Annotated in this window: 9 protein-coding genes; 7 read left to right on the plus strand and 2 right to left on the minus strand. The window is 67.5% G+C overall.

All coding sequences use genetic code 11. The features are described 5' to 3' along the window. Positions 1–30 precede the first annotated feature (30 nt). A complete protein-coding gene (locus ENSA7_RS34310) occupies positions 31–3,162 on the plus strand; it encodes a hypothetical protein (RefSeq protein ID WP_106093635.1) in 3,132 nt (1,043 codons plus the stop codon). 64 nt (positions 3,163–3,226) lie between these two features. Here the strand turns inward: ENSA7_RS34310 and ENSA7_RS44510 are convergent, their stop codons facing one another. Next, positions 3,227–4,606, minus strand: a complete 1,380-nt coding sequence (locus ENSA7_RS44510; RefSeq protein WP_181234390.1) for a choice-of-anchor L domain-containing protein — start codon at positions 4,604–4,606, stop codon at positions 3,227–3,229. 481 nt (positions 4,607–5,087) lie between these two features. On the opposite strand from ENSA7_RS44510, the gene ENSA7_RS34325 reads away from it, so the two are divergent. From ENSA7_RS34325 to ENSA7_RS34340, 4 genes are all read left to right on the plus strand, one after another. Next, positions 5,088–6,002, plus strand: coding sequence for a branched-chain amino acid transaminase (locus ENSA7_RS34325; RefSeq protein ID WP_181234391.1), 915 nt, complete (start codon positions 5,088–5,090; stop codon positions 6,000–6,002). A gap of 143 nt (positions 6,003–6,145) precedes the next feature. Beyond that, a complete protein-coding gene (locus tag ENSA7_RS34330) occupies positions 6,146–8,932 on the plus strand; it encodes an efflux RND transporter permease subunit (protein ID WP_181234392.1) in 2,787 nt (928 codons plus the stop codon). A gap of 223 nt (positions 8,933–9,155) precedes the next feature. Next, positions 9,156–9,911 carry an outer membrane lipoprotein-sorting protein gene (locus ENSA7_RS34335; protein ID WP_106093639.1) on the plus strand — a complete coding sequence of 252 codons (756 nt, stop codon included), beginning with the start codon at positions 9,156–9,158 and terminating at the stop codon, positions 9,909–9,911. A gap of 31 nt (positions 9,912–9,942) precedes the next feature. After that, positions 9,943–11,880 (plus strand): hypothetical protein, encoded by a 1,938-nt coding sequence (locus ENSA7_RS34340; protein ID WP_106093640.1) that lies wholly within the window; start codon positions 9,943–9,945, stop codon positions 11,878–11,880. Positions 11,881–12,380: 500 nt separating this feature from the next. Here the strand turns inward: ENSA7_RS34340 and ENSA7_RS34345 are convergent, their stop codons facing one another. Next, positions 12,381–13,679, minus strand: a complete 1,299-nt coding sequence (locus ENSA7_RS34345; protein ID WP_106093641.1) for a coiled-coil domain-containing protein — start codon at positions 13,677–13,679, stop codon at positions 12,381–12,383. Here ENSA7_RS34345 and ENSA7_RS44515 point away from each other — a divergent pair. Both ENSA7_RS44515 and ENSA7_RS34355 read left to right on the plus strand, forming a co-directional pair. Then, positions 13,609–14,814 carry a hypothetical protein gene (locus tag ENSA7_RS44515; protein ID WP_181234393.1) on the plus strand — a complete coding sequence of 402 codons (1,206 nt, stop codon included), beginning with the start codon at positions 13,609–13,611 and terminating at the stop codon, positions 14,812–14,814. The genes ENSA7_RS34345 and ENSA7_RS44515 overlap by 71 nt on opposite strands. Then, on the plus strand, positions 14,733–15,350 hold the full coding sequence (locus ENSA7_RS34355; RefSeq protein WP_106093642.1) for a gamma carbonic anhydrase family protein: 618 nt from the start codon (positions 14,733–14,735) through the stop codon (positions 15,348–15,350). Before ENSA7_RS44515 ends, ENSA7_RS34355 begins: the two co-directional genes overlap by 82 nt.

The raw sequence follows: 15,350 nt of genomic DNA on the forward strand, positions 1-15,350 counted from the left end.
TCGCCGTCGGAGGAGCGTATTGTCGCGCGGATGTCCGCCGTGCTGATCGCCGCGCTGATCGGCTTGCTGCTGAGCTTGGTGGCTCGTCGGCGACGTCGGCGTGCGCAGCTCGGACTCGATGACATCGTGTTCGCGCTGGTGATACACGCGGGGTTGGTGGGGGTCACTGCCATCCTGCTGGCGTGGGCTGGGTGGTTTGGGCCTCGCAGCCTGAGCCTGGTCTGCGCTGCGTTGGCGCTGGGTTGGTGGCCGTGGACGCTCGAGCGCGATCGTGCGCCTGCAGTCGAGCGCACCACCGCGCTCGGGCACACGCTGATCCTGATCGCGATCGTCGCGGCTGGGATCGGCCTGCGCCAACCCACGATCCCGGCCGCGCTGGCAGGGCGTGACCAGGGCACCTACGTGCTACGCGCTCAGCTGACCCTGCGCACGGGCAGCTTGGGCTGGGTCGATCCCGTGCTCGCCACCGCTGGCGGTGAGCGCGATGACGACGCGTCCCCGGCTGGCGCGCTCGATCTGTTGGGCCTGTATCCGACCAGCAACGATCCCTGGCGGCGAGATCGCTACGACGGCGCGTATCGGCCGGGCGCGTACCTGGGTGACCGCGAGCGCGGCGAGGTCATCCCTCAGTTTTTTCATCTCCACCCGATGCTGCTGGCGGTGAGCGAGGCCGCGCTCGGTCCGGGGCGGCTGTACTTCGCGCTCACCTGGATCGGCGGTGTGTGGCTGCTGGGTCTGGCCTGCTGCGCGCGACGGCTGTGGCCGCGCGGTCCCTGGGCGGCGCTGGCGGTGGCTCTGATCGCGGCCTCGCCGTTGGCGATCTGGACCGCACGCACGCCGCTGAGCGAGAACCCGATGGCGATGTTCGAGGCGGCCGCGCTGCTGGCCGCCCTGCGGATCCGCGATCGAGTCGAGCCCGAGGGCGCATGGTTGGTCGCGGCTTGCCTGGGCTGGTGCGCGTTCGTCCGGGGCAACGCGTTGATCGTGCTGCCGGTCGTGCTAGCGATCGCGTGGCTGCGACCGCGATCCGGGAGCTCGGCGGGGGCGGCGTACGTGATGCTCGGCGCGCTGGTGGCCAGCGTGATCATTCATGCCGCGAGCAGCTACCCGTATGTCCATGACGAGCTGCTGCGTCAGCTCCCCGAGGTCGGCCTGGGCCCGGCGTCGCTCGTGACCCTGGCGGTGTTCGCCGCGATCGCGTGGATCGTCGTCGACTTCGAGCTGCGCGAGCTCGACGCTGCCCGGTTGATCGCGTCGCTACCCAGGTGGCTCGCGCTCGGGTGCTTCGCCGGGTTTGGCCTGTGGTGGTCGCTGCGTGGTGCGGCGCCGAGCGGCCGCCCCTACAGCCGCCTCGACGCCGCGCCGATCCTGCTGGGGGCGCCGCTGCTGGTGCTCGCGGGCGCGGGTGCGATCCTCGTGGCCCGTCGCTGGCGGCCGCGGCCGGATCAGATCTACTTGCTGGCGATCGCGGCGATCGTTCCGGTCACCGCGCTGCTCTACGCGCCGCGCCAGCTCCCGACCCTGACGTTCTTCTACTACGGCCGCTACCTGGTCCCCGAGCTGCTGCCTGCGGCCGCGCTGTTGGCCACCGCCGCGCTCGAGCTCGGGGTTCGCAAGCTCGCGGGCCCGGGCGGCTCAGCTGGTGGCTGGGTCCGCAAGCGGATCGCAGCCGGGCTCGGGATCGCGGCCGCGCTCGCGCTGCTGTGGTCGGTCGCGGGACCGCTGATCCGTCATCCGCAGCTGCGCCTGCGCGAGCACGCGGCCGCCGGCACGGCGCTCGAGTGGCTGGCCGCGCGGCTGCCCGCGGACGCGGTCGTGATCGCGGGCGGCGAGGGCTGGCACAACGGTCACACCCACAACCAAGTCGGCGGCGCGCTGGCCATGGCGCACGGGGTCACGGTGCTGCCCTACCGCACCCGCGAAGACGCGTGGATCAGCGCGTGGGAGCTGCTCGTCACGGGCCCCGCGCGCCGCGGTCACGCGCCGCCGCCCGTGTACTTGCTGGTCAACGAGGCCGCGCACCAGCACACCCGCGAGGACGGCGTTCGTGTGGCGCTCCTCGATGAGCAGCTGTGGGCACCGTTCACGGTCGAGCGCGCCTCGCTGCTCGAGCTGTTCGTCCACGCGCTGACCCCCGTGCCTGATCAGCTGCCCACTCGCGTGGCCCGCCACGAGCTGCGCATGGGCTTGCTGCGGGTCGCGGTCGATCCCGCCGCGCTCGACCGGATCGAGCTGTTCGAGCTCGACGACCCCGCGCCGGGCGTCTCGATTCGCGGCGGGCTGCACGACGATGGCGGCGCGTGTGTGTCCCCAGACCGCCCCCTGAAGCTCGTCATGCCCCGCTCCGCCGAGGCGGCCCACGTGGTCGTCGTCGCGGCCGACGTCGATCCTCGCGGGTCCTCGCGGGTCCCGAGCTGGTCGCTCACGATCGACGGGGTCCCGGTCGCGATCGAGCCACCGCCGGGTCTGCCGGGCCACGCTCGGGCCACGCTCGGGCCCGCTCCGATCCCGCTCGCCACCGTCAGCGAAGCCACCAGCGAGACCCTGACAGTGGAGATCCTCGGCGCCAAGCTCTCCGAGTCCGACCGCGCCCTGACCGACTGTCCCCACGGCAGCGTCGCCCGGGTGTATGTGCTGCCCCGCGAGCGCAGCAGCGTGTTCGAGCTGGACCCGACACAGATCGAGCTGACCACGATCGCCCCGGCCAACGATCTGGGCCACGAGATCCAGCCAACCACCTGGGTCGCCGGTCGCAGCCTCTCCCGCTACCGACCCGGCACGACCCCCACGCCCGCGCTGACGGGGCTTGCGATGCGGCTGCCCGCTGGCATGTCGCTGAGCTTCGCGCCGACGGATCTGCCGTTGGACCCGCAGGGTCGCCCGCGACCGCTCGATCTGCTGGTCACGCTGGCCGGCACGTCGACCGACGAACACGCCGTACTGCATGTCTACGCTGACGGGCGTCGGCTCGGCACGATCGAGCCTCCAGCGGCGCGCAAGGGCAGCTGGATCGCCCCGCCGATCGCCTGGCACCCCCAGGAAGCTCAGGGTCGGGCCCAGCTCCGCCTCGAGCTCGTCAGCCCAGGCGGTGGCTTGATCGACGTTCGCGATCTCGCCCTGTTCGCGCGTCACGACGGACTGACCGCGGGCGCAACCAACTAAAAAACGGGCGGTCAGTCGACCGCCCGTTCTCAGCTGGCGAGGGCGCTCGCCGGAGCCGCTCAGCCTACTGCGGCTGGATACCGCAGGAGTTGACCTCGCTCGGGATGCAGCCGGCGCACTCCCAGCGGAAGTTGTCGAGCAGCACGCCGGTCGCCAGGATGCTGTCGGCCATGTCCGCGATGAAGAAGGTCAACTGGAAGACCTCGCCGGGAGTGGCCGAGCCACGCGCGACGAACCAACCCGTGCCCGCGTGACCTTCGAAGCCGGTGCCCGCGAGCTGTGGCGCGTTGTTCTTGTACTGGAACGCGCCAGCGTTCTCGAGCGAGGTGATCGTCAGCGGGGCGTCGTTGACGAACGTGATGTTGCCCGTGTAGCTCTCCGAGGTCGACCAGGCGATGAACAGGTCGTTGTACTGGGTGTTGTAGTAGGTCGGGAACTCGGACGAGAAGTACGCGAAGTCGAAGATGTAACCCTCGGTCTCGGCGGGCACCGTCAGGTCCATCTGCATCCACAACTTGTCGTTGGGGTTGTTCCACATGTTGACGTTCCAGTGCTGATGCAGGCTGTCGGAACAGTCGTTGACCAGGTCGCAGTCCATGAACGGCGTGCCACCCATGCCGTTGTTGGACCCGCGGTTGGCCGAGAGCGGCGCCGGCAACCCACCTGCGTCCAGGTTGTTGTTCTCGCCGTTGCCGTCCTGCGAGCCGTTGTTCTCCGTGACCACGCCCTGGTTGTTCGGCTGCGAGACCACACCAGTGGAGAGGATCAGGATCGCCGTGGAGGTGTTCGGCGGGATCACCTCATCGTTGGGGTTGACCCAGTCGGCGCTGTTGGCCGCCCACAGCTTGTTGTTGTAGTTGTTGCCGTTCGCGGTACCGAACTGGGTCGCCACGCGCCACGCGTTGTTGTTGGCGGAGTTCATCGTCGCGTTGGCGGCCTGAATCGAATTGGTCGCGTCGCCACCGGGGCAGTTGATGCCGATCGCCTGGAACGGGTTGTTGGTCAGGTTGCCCGGGGCACCGTCACAGTCGACGTACGCGGCCGGAGCTTCGCAGTTGTTGTTGCCCGTGGTCGCGGTGGTGCCGTTGGTGTCGGTGTCCGTCGTGTCGCCGTCGCCGTCACCGGTGGGATCGCCGTCTCCGTCGCCGGAGGGATCGCCGTCTCCGTCGCCGGAGGGATCGCCGTCTCCGTCGCCGGAGGGATCGCCATCGCCGTCACCCGAGGGATCGCCATCGCCGTCGCCAGTCGTGGCAGGGTCGCCATCGCCGTCGCCCATGTCGGTGGTCTGGCCCTCGGCAGAGTCACCATCGCCATCGCCATCGCCGTCACCACTGATCGCGGTTTCGCCGGTGTCTTGACCGATGTCGGTGGCATTATCGTCGGCGCAGCCGACAGCAAGAACGAGAGACAGGGTGGTGATGGAGACGAACGAGGTGCGCTTCATATGTGACTTCCAGGGTCTAGGAGCGCATAGCATCGCCCGGCAGCGGCCGCGGCTGCAAGTCCAAATTCGTGGTTCCCACTGTGACAGCTGGCTCGGTTTGTTCTGCTCGGCGGCGGCGCGTGCGGAGATCACCATCACCTCTGTTCGACCCCTGCCAGCTTACGTCTGCAGGACATGCTGCGGTGCATGCGATCGCCAACCTCGGAGCCGGGTGACGAGAGGCGTCCGCGATCGACGTCAACCACGAGACAGAACGTGAGCGAGCGCGTCGCCGCACCACGTCCGCCGCACCACGTCGCGCGCATCGCGTAACCCACAGTTCGCTATGCACCCTTTAGACGGTTTTAGCTGTTTTAGACTCGGCGTCCCGCGAACCCGGCTTCGCATGAGCTTGGATCGTGCTCAGATCCCGCGCAGATCAGCGTCGCACCCCGTGCAGGGCGATGCCTCCAGGTTTTGCCGTATCCTCCCGCCCGTCACCATGCTGAGCTATATCGACGGCAACATCGTGGACGAGGAGCACGCGACGGTCAGCATCCGGTCGCGGGCCCTCAATTACGGCCTTGGCTGTTTCGGCGGCATTCGAGCCTACGTCGCCGACGAGGGTCAAGAGCTGTACGTGTTCCGCCTCGAAGACCACGTCCGTCGTCTGGAGAACTCGGCGAAGATCCTGTTCTTGCCCCTGCCGATCAGCCGAGACGAGCTCTCGACGGCGATCTTGGACCTATTGCGGCGCAACAAGCTGCACGAGGACGCCTACGTGCGCCCAATGGTGATCAGCAAGACGGCCAAGCTCGCGCCGCTGCTTCGCGAAGAGGACGCGAGCCTCGTCATCTGGTGCATGCCGTTGCAGCGCTACATCGACAAGGACTCGATCGATGTCTGCATCTCGTCGTGGCGTCGCACGCCAGACAACTCGATCCCGGCCCGCACCAAGCCCACCGGTGGCTACTTGAACAGTGCGCTCGCCCGGCGCGAGGCCTACGACAACGGCTTCGACGAGGCGATCTTCTTGACCGGCCAGGGCATGGTGTCCGAGGGCAGCGCGGAGCACGTGTTCATCGTGCGCAACGGCGTGCTCGTGTCACCGCCGTCGACCGAGGACAACCTCGATGGCATCACGCGGCGCACCCTGATCACCCTCGCGACCGAGGATCTCGGGCTCAGCTTCGTCGAGCGCCCGATCGGCCGCACCGAGCTCTACGTCGCCGACGAGATGTTCCTGTGCGGAACGGGTGCACAGGTCACGCCCGTGCGCTCGGTCGACCGCCGCGTGCTCGGAGACGGCGGGATCGGACCGATCACCAGGCAGATGAGCGAGCACTTTCAAGCGGTCGTCCACGGCCGCGTCGAGCACCGCAAAGACTGGCTCACCCCGGTCTGGGGCTCGCTCTAGAGCGCCGATCAGTTTGGAGTCGCGTCGTCAGTCCCGTCGAGGGCGGCTTGCAGTCGGCGAAGCGCCGAGCTGTCTGTGGCGTGTCGCACGTTTCGTCGCTCGGGCTTGGCTTCCGGGCGGGATCGTTTGATAAGTGAAGCTTGGTGAGCGACGGCGACGACAAGACTGGCTCTGGCGCGAATTCCGAGCGGCTGCATCCGATCGTGCGGGCGCGCTGGGCGATCCTCGTGGTGTTCGTGGCACTTTGTGCCTGGCTGATCCCCGGGGTCGCCGGCATCCAGAACGACGACGACGTCCTCGCCTTCTTGCCGCCCGATCACCCCGAGGTCATTAATTTTCAAGAGGTCGCCGACCGCTTCGGCATGACCGAGGTCGCGCTGGTCGGCTTGTCAGACGGTGGCGCCGACATGCTCGCGCCCCAGCGGGTCGCCAAGATCCGTGAGCTCTCGACCCAGATCAAGCAGCTCGGTGAGGTCAAGACGGCGCTGTCGTTCGCGGATCTGCCCAACCCGGTCGTCAACGAGGATGGGCTGGTCGTCGACGCGTTGGTCCCGAGCACGATGACGGACCCGGCCCAGATCCGCGCGCAGGTGCTCGGCAGCCGCGACGCGGTCGGCAACTTGATCTCGGCCGACGGCAAGGCGGCGGCGCTGATGGTGTTCCTGATCCCGCGCAACGCCGACGAAGCGGGCGCCGAGGCGTTCGCGGCCCGGCGCGCGACCCTCGACGAGCTGCGCGCGACGGTCGAAGATCAGTGGGAGGGCGAGGCCTACTTCGCGGGCGCGCCCTACATCGAGATGGCGGCCTCGACCTCGAGCCGGGCCGACATCGAGCGGCTGTCCCCGATCGTGATCGGGGTGCTCGCGGTGGCCTCGGCGTTGCTGCTGGGCTCGGTCACGGCCGCGGTCTTGAACCTGCTGGTCACCGGGCTCGGGGTCGCGCTGATCATGGGCGCGCACGGGCGCTTCGACGAAGCCCTGACGATCGTCAGCTCGTCGACGCCCGTGATGATGGTCGCGCTCGGCGGGGCGTTTGGCATGCACATCCTCGCCGGCTACCAGCGCCGCAAGGGCACCAGCCAGGCGCGCGCGTCGGCGACCCTCGACGAGCTGTGGAAGCCGGTCTTGATGTCGGGAGCGACGACCGCCGTCGCGTTCTTCGCCCTGTACGTGATGCCGCAGGTGCCCATGCAGCGGTTCGGCGTGATCGCGGGGATCGGCGTGCTGTTGTTGTTGGTGCTGGCGCTGCTGGTGCTGCCGGCCCTGCTCGCGGTGCTGCCCGACAACCTGTTGCAGCACAAGCCCGAGCGCCCGCTGCCGATCCCCGGGCGCCCCCCGTGGTGGCTGCTGGTTGCGATCGCGGCCGTGAGCCTGTTCTTGGCGCGGGGCATGTCGGCCGACGTCGACACCGCCAATGTGTTCGACGAGGGCAGCGAGGTCCGCGTCGCCAACAACTTCTTCGACGACAACTTCGGCGGCTCGACCTACCTGCAGGTCACGATCGAGGCCGACATCGGCGAGGCCGAGGTCCTGCGGACGATCCGCAACATCAGCGAGGAGGTCCGCGCGATCGAGGGCGTCGTCGACGTGCGCTCGGTCTACGATCCGGTCGAGGTGCTCAACGCCGCCCTCGGTGGTCGCCGCGGCGTCCCCGAGACCACGCCCCGGGCCAAGCGCGTGCTCACCTACCTGATCGGCCACCCGGCGATGGTCCAGCTGATGACCGACGAGGCCGACGGCGCGCTGATCCACATCAAGCTCGCGCCCATGAACGGCGACCGGCAGGTCGAGGCCACCGCGCAGATCCGCGAGGTGGTTCAGCGCCACGCGCCCGCCGACAAGCTGCTGCGCGTGGCCAGCAGTGAGATCGCCGCTGTCGCCGAACACCGCGACGCGCAGACCGCCGCGCGGCTCGGTCGCCTGACCGACGCCAAGATCGACGTCGAGCAGCTGCGCGCGGCCGCGAGCAAGCCACCGGCTGCGTTGATCGCCAAGGTCATCGAGCTCCGCGACGGGCTCGATGACGAAGAAGAGGGCGTCTTCATGATGGAGATCCCCGGCCTGCAGTCGCTCGATCCAACCAAGTTGCTGGTCCTGCGCGGGGCCGAGCTCGAGGCCTACATGCGCGAGCAGCTGCCGACCGCCGTCGCCGAGGACGCCGAGGGGATCGGGCCCGCGGCCAAGCACCTCGGCGCGTGGATCGACGAGGCCAAGGGCAAGTACAAGGTCGAGGGCTGGTGCGCCGCGCTCGACTTCGAGGCCCGCTGTGACGAGCTGCGTCCGGCCCTGGCCGAGCTGCAAGACGAAGCCTGGGCCGTGCCCGCGAGCCTGGATCTCGGCGAGATCCCAGACGGCGCCGAGGTCCGTGAGGTCGCGGCAGACATCCGCCTGACTGGCCAGCCGGTCATTGGTCAGGCGTTCGCGCAGAGCGTGACCAAGTCGCTGCTGATGTCGACGCTGGTCTCGATCGCGGCGCTCGGCGTGGTCCTGTTGCTGACCCGCTCGCTGTTTGCGCTGGTTCCCGCGATCTGGACGCTCGCGTTCTCGGCGGGGATCATCGCCGCGCTGGGTCATCCGATCAGTGTTGGGACCAGCATGGTCGCGTGCATTGCTCTCGGCGCTGGCGTCGACTTTGCGATCCACCTTGGGTTTCGCGCCCGCTCGTATCAAGAGCGCGGCGCGGGTGACCGGGCGGTGCGTGAGCTGGGCGCGGTCGTCGTGATCAGCGCTGTCCAGCTGGCGCTCGCGTTCTCGGTCTTGCTCCTGTCCGAGATGCCCCCGCTGCAGCAATTCGGCATCGGGCTGGCGATCAGCTTGGTCGGCGCCGCGCTCGGAGCCGTGTGGTTCACGCCAATGCTGATTCGTGATGCAATGCGCGACAAGCGTGGATCCGACAGCAAATCTCAGAGTGTATCCAAAAGCGCACAGTAGCGCGCACTCAAATGCACACATTGCGGGCTGTACGAGACCGCTCACGAGCCTGTGATCCGGATCACCAAGTAGGCCTCAAATGCCCAGGATTTGCCGATTCAGGGCTGAAACCGGCCGTCAAAATTAGAGAATAGGTGCTGTCGCTAGGCGTCCAAGGCCGCGTGGTCGAGCAGGGGTGGTCCATGCCATCACCGCCCTTCAACTGACACCGACCGGAGCCCTCATGAAACTCTCTACCGTCCTCTCAGCCTTCCTCGTTTGCACTCCTGTCGCCCTGGCGATCGTCGCTCCGCCGAGCGTCGCCCAGGCCGCCGACGGAGCGGCCGTCCTGAAGAAGCTCGACAAGGACGCCGAGGCCTTCGCCGACGTCAGCTACGTCTCGACCATGGAGATCTGGAAGAACGGCAGCAAGAAAAAGACGCTGCAGTTCGACATGACCATGAAGGGGCTCGACAAGCAGTACATCAGCTTCACCGCCCCCGGCGACGTCGCCGGCATGAAGATCCTGATGGTCGGCGACGAGCTGTGGATGTACAGCCCCGAGTTCCAGAAGGTGCGCAAGGTCGCCGCGCACGCCCAGAGCCAGGGCTTCCTCGGCAGCGAGTTCACCCCCGAGGACATGGTCATGACCGGCCTCGAGAAGCACTTCGACGCCGAGATCGGCGGGCAGTCCGGCAACGAGACTTACCTGTCCCTCACCCCCAAGGCCGACTTCACCAGCTCGTGGTCCAAGCTCGAGCTCACGATCGACAAGACCAAGGGCGGCGTCACCAAGATCAAGTACTTCGATGGCTCGGGCACGGCCGTGCGCGAGCAGCTGCGCGAAGGCTGGTCGAAGATCTCGGGTAAGGCGATGCCAACCCAGATCAAGATGAAGAACCTCAAGACCAACGCCGAGACAGTGATTCAGCTGTCCGACATCAAGGTCGACCAGGGCGTCGAAGACGACCTGTTCTCGCGGCGCACGCTGCTGCGCTGACCGAGCCCGATCGAGGGCTGAGCACATCCACGTGATCCCGACCGATCTGTTTCTGGCTTTTACCCTCTTCTCTGGCCAGCCCCCGGTCGGGCCAGGCACCACTGACGCGTCCAGCCCGGGCGCGTCGGGTGCTTCTGGCTCGGCGCCCGCTGCCCCCGGCGACTCGGACACCGAGGAGCCCCCGGACGGCGACGACGGCGACGACGGCGACGACGGCGACGAGGGCGACGACGACGCGACGATGGACGCGTTCTTCGGCGGCGGCGACGACGACGACGAGCCGCCCCCAGACGAACCTCCGCCCGAGCCGAGTGAGGGTGAGCCCACGGCCAACACCGGCGAAGCCGCGGTCGTCCCCACCGACGACGAGCTCGCGCTCAGCGACATCTTTGGCGACGCCGAGACCATCGCCGAGCTCCCCGACGCCGAGGAGGCGAACAGCTCAGGTCCCACGACCGGCTCGGGTCTGTTCGACGGCAAGCTCGACCTGCGCCTGCGCGTGGTCAGCAGCGTCTACGTCGACATCGACAACCTCTATGACGGCAAGCGCTGGAACTCCAGGCAGCCGAGCCTCGGCGAGTCGGTCGAGCCGCCGTCGGCGTTCAAGGTTGGCCAGGCGATCCCGCGCGGGACGATCAGCCGCAACGAGAACCGGCTCGAGTTCTACTTCTCGTACAAGCCCAACGACCACATCCAGATCGTCGGCGACATCGAGCCCGTGTTCCTCGGGGTCTCGCAGGTGTCCACGCTCAACGATCTGTCCAGCATGCAGATGCTGACGCCCTTCCACGTCGAGAGCGACGCCGCCTACGTGGCGATCATCGACGCGCTGCCGGGGCTCGACATCAAGCTGGGTCGGCAGATCGTCGTGTGGGGGACGGCCGACAAGTTCAGCCCCACCAACAACATCAACGCCGACGACCTCGAGGACCGGCCGCTGTTCACCGAGCCGATCGCCAACCAGATGTTGGTGGTCGACTTCTCGCCCTGGCAGGACAAGCTGTGGTTCCAGGGCGTGTATGTGCCGCTGTTCTACCCGGCCTTGCTGCCGCCCTCGGCCTCGGCCGCGCTCGCGGATCCCCAGACCCCGGTCAACTTCGCCAACCAATCTGACAAGGACAAGCTCTCGTTCTTGCAGGGCTTCATCAGCGGCAACGCGCAGTTCAACCCGCGGGTCACGACCACCGTTCAGCCGCCGCCGGTCAACATCATGAACGGTCAGGCCGCGGCCAAGCTCGGCTCGCGGCTCGGGCCGATCGACATGAGCGCGTCGTACTACTACGGGTTCTTTGACATCCCGATCCCGTACGAGACCAAGTCGACCCAGCTCGCGCCGCTGATGGAGGACTCGGTCGACGGCTACTGGTTTCAGTCTGACGTCACGCTGGTCTACCCGCGGATGCACGTGATCGGGCTGGATTTTGCCGCCCAGGTGCCGTTCTTGGACGACATGGGCCTGTGGGGCGAGGCCGCGCTGACGATCCCCACCCAGCAGTACGACTTTCGCGTCGAGCTGCCGCTCAACCTCGACATCACCCCCGGCGACGGCGTGATGAACCCGGTCGGCGAGTTCACGGGGGCGATCGTCAAGAAGCAGCCGTTCATCAAGGCCACGGTGGGGGCCGACTACACGATCGGCAAGCACGTCTACATTCAGGCCCAGTACCTGCGCGGATTCATCGATGACTTTGGCGCCGAGAACATCGGCAACTACCTGCTCGGTGGGACTGACCTGGTGTTCTTCGGTCGCCACCTGATCTTCCGCTTCTTCGCGCTCACCGACTTTCCGAAGAACCGAAAGGACGCCGCGAGCTTGGTGCTGGCGCCGAATATCATCATTGTGCCGCCGTGGGGCTACGCGACCCTGGAGCTGGGCGGATTCGCGTTCCTTGGACGCAACGACACGAAATTTGGCCAGGCCGCCGTCGGCTCCTCAATCGCCTACTTGAAAATCGCTGGCTCGTTTTGATTTAGGCCCCCGCTTTCTTAGACCCCCACGGAGGGTTTCGCACTTCGTGGTCACTCGCTTCGCTCGCTCCCCTTGGGCAGGCTGTTTGCGGGGGTATGATTGGCCCCCTAAAGGGGGCTTTCTTGTACCCCACGGAGGGGCTTCGTCCTCCTCGGAGGGGCTTCGTCCTACCTCCTACCTCGAAGGGGCTTCGTCCTCCTCGGAGGGGCTTCGTCCTACCTCGGAGGGGCTTCGTCCTACCTCCTACCTCGAAGGGGCTTCGTCCTACCTCGAAGGGGCTTCGTCCCACCTCGAAAGGGCTTCACCCTACCCTCGAAGGACGAAGCCCTACCCTCGAACGACGAAGCCCTACCCTCGAAAAACGGAGCTCTACCCTCGAAGGACGGAGCCCCCTTTAGGGGGCCAATCATACCCCCGCAAACAGCCTGCCCAAGGGGAGCGAGCGAAGCGAGTGACCACGAAGTGCGAAACCCTCCGTGGGGGTCTAATAAAGCGGGGGTCTAAAAAGAGCGCAGCTCGTTGGGGTCGCCGCCGAGGTTCGTGATCGCTTGGGCGATCACCTTCATGATTGCCTCGGGGAGATCGACGGCGCCTTCGATCAGGAGGTCGACGACGATCTCGGGGACCTCGCCGCCGGCGGCGAGTACGGCTGACTCGAAGCGCACGGCGCTGTCGTCGGCGCTGCCGCGGGTGTTGAGGAGGCGCAGCATGGCCGAGAAGGCCCACTGTGGCGCGTCGTCGTACAGGCGCGGGAGCGCGTCGAGGAACGCGGCAAAATAGGCGCTCTCTGGCATGCGCTCGAGCGCGAGCAGCAGGTGGGAGCGGAGGCTGAACGGGTCACCGTCGGCGCGGAACAGGGCGATGATCGACGGGGCGGCGGCGGGATCGTCGAGATCGCGGAGGGCCCGACGCAGCTGCTTGGCGCGGACGCGATCGGCCTCGTGGTTGTCGAGCTTGTCGCCGATCTCGGCGAGGAGCTCGCCGCTGGCGCCGTCGAGGGTGACGTCGTCAGGCTCGCTCGAGACCTCGATGTCCTCGGGCTCGAGCACGTCCTCGGACTCGGCGAGGGCGTCGGGCTGGGCTTCGAGCTCGACCCCCTCGTCGACCTCGCGCGCAAGCTCGACCTCGGGCGCGACATCGACCTCCGTCTCCTCGATCTCCTCAGGCTCGGGCTCGGTGGCCTTCGCCTCGGCCTTCTTGGCCGCGCGCTTGGCTGCGCGCTCGGCCGCCTTGTTCTTGCGCTCTTGAATGCGGGCCGCGACCTTCTTTTGGCGCTCGGCGAGCCGCTCCGCCTGGATCCGGGCTCGCTCAGCCCGCTTCTCTTCGGCGAGCCGCTCGCGCTCGGCCTTGCGCGCGACTGCGAGCTCGCGCTCCTGCTTCTTGCGATCGAGCTCGCGCTCCTTCTTGTCGAGCTCGCGCTGCTTCTCGCGCTGGCGCGCCGCCTTGACCCGGGCGAGCGCCCGCTCGCGCCGCTCCTGCTCACGCTCCTGCTTGCGCGCGCGGGCGGCCTTCTTCTTGGCCTGCGCACGGGCGCGCTGACGAGCAGCGGCCAATTTGGCCTTCTCGCGCAGCTTTCGGCCCTTCTCTCGCTCGATCTCCTTGGCCTTGTTGACCTTGGCGGCCGCCGCCTCCTTGGCCTTGCGCGCCTTGTCTTGGGCGCGCTGCTTGGCTGCCTTGGCTTTCTCCTTCGCCGCTGCCGCCCGCGCCTTTTCCTTGGCCTTGGCGGCCTTGGCTTTCTCCTTCGCCGCTGCCGCCCGGGCCTGCTCCCGCTCTCGCGCGAGCTTCTTCTTCGCGGCCACACCGGTCTTCTTCGCGCCAGCCTTCTTCGACGTCGCCTTCTTCGACGTCGCCTGCTTCGCCGTCGCCTTCTTCGACGTCGCCTTCTTCGACGTCGCGGCCTTCTTGGCGGTCGCCTTCTTCGCCGTCGCCTTCTTCGACGTCGCCTTCTTCGACGTCGCCTTCTTGGCGGCCTTCTTCGCCGTCGCCTTCTTCGCCGTCGCCTTCTTCGACGCGTTCTTCGACGTCGCCTTCTTCTTCGCGGCCTTCTTCGCCGTCGCCTTCTTCGCTGCCTTCTTCGCCGTCGCCTTCTTCTTCGCGGCCTTCTTCGACGTCGCCTTCTTCTTCGACGCAGCGTTCTTCGGCGCAACGGTCTCCGCGACCGACTCCGCCGCGACCGGTGCGGGCGCGGGCGCGTCCTGCTCCTGGTTCGTCGACTCCGCCGACACCTGCGCGACCACGGGGTCAGCGCTGTCCGCCGCGGGTTGCCCAGCATCGACGGGCAACTCCTCCACGCCCGCGCCGCTCGGCGTGGCCGCGACGCCTCGCTGCTTCGAGGTGCGTGGCTGCGCGGCCGCTCGCTTCTTGGCGGCCTTCTTCGAGACCGCCAACGGCTTGTTGGCGGCCTTCTTCGCGCTCTTCTTCTTCGTCGTGCCCGGCTTGTTGGCGGCCTTCTTCGCGCTCTTCTTCTTCGTCGTGCCTGGCTTCGCGCCGACCTGCTTCGCGCTGTTTTTCTTCGTCGTGCCCGGCTTCGCGGCGGCCTTCTTCGCGCTCTTCTTCTTCGTCGTGCCCGGCTTGTTGGCGGCCTTCTTCGCGCTCTTCTTCTTCGTCGTGCCTGGCTGCGCGGTCTTTTTTGCGGGCGACGGCGAATCGGCCGCGACGGGGCCCTTCGGCGGGGCCTGCTTGGACCTGTGCGTTGCGGAGCCTGCTTTCGGTCGTTTCGTCACAGCCACGCGATTCTTCTACGCGAAGCGGTGGTCGGCTGGCAAGTGCGACGCTGCTGCTCCGCGCCGCTTCGCGTGCGGCCAGCGAGCAGATCGAGCCAATCCTTGCGCGGCCAGGTATGCTCTGCGCCCATGGCTTCCCGGACGATCGTCGACTCGGTGCCACTCGTGGCGGGTCCACCAGCGAACGCGGGCGCCCTCGAGGACGAGCTAGACGAGCTTCGAGACCGGTTTCCTGGGGCGATCTTCGAGCGCTACCTCGATCAGATCCCCAGCGTCGGCGCGTTCGTGCACGTCGCAGCAGGAGCTGCTGTCGTCGGCGACGTGCGGCTCTACGACGACGTCAGCATCTGGTACGGCTGCGTTCTGCGCGGGGACCTCAGCCGGATCGAGGTTCACGAGCGATCCAACATTCAGGACGGGGCGATCATACATCTCGGCGATCTCGATCCCACCGTCATCGGCGAAGAGGTCGTCGTGGGTCACCGCGCGGTCCTGCATGGCTGCCTGGTCCGCGGCGGCTGCCTGATCGGGATCCAAGCCACGATCCTCGACAACGTGGAGATCGGCGAAGGCAGCATCATCGGCTCGGGCGCCCTGGTGACACCCGGAACGACAATTCCGCCGCGCAGCTTGGTCCTGGGCGTGCCCGGGCGGGTGGTCAAGACCCTCACAGCCGCGGATGAGGAGTTCCACCGCAGGCTGGCCGGGAAATACATTCGCCTGGCCCACAACTACCGCGTCGGCTGA

Source organism: Enhygromyxa salina (assembly GCF_002994635.1).
Lineage (GTDB): Bacteria > Myxococcota_A > Polyangia > Nannocystales > Nannocystaceae > Plesiocystis > Plesiocystis salina_B.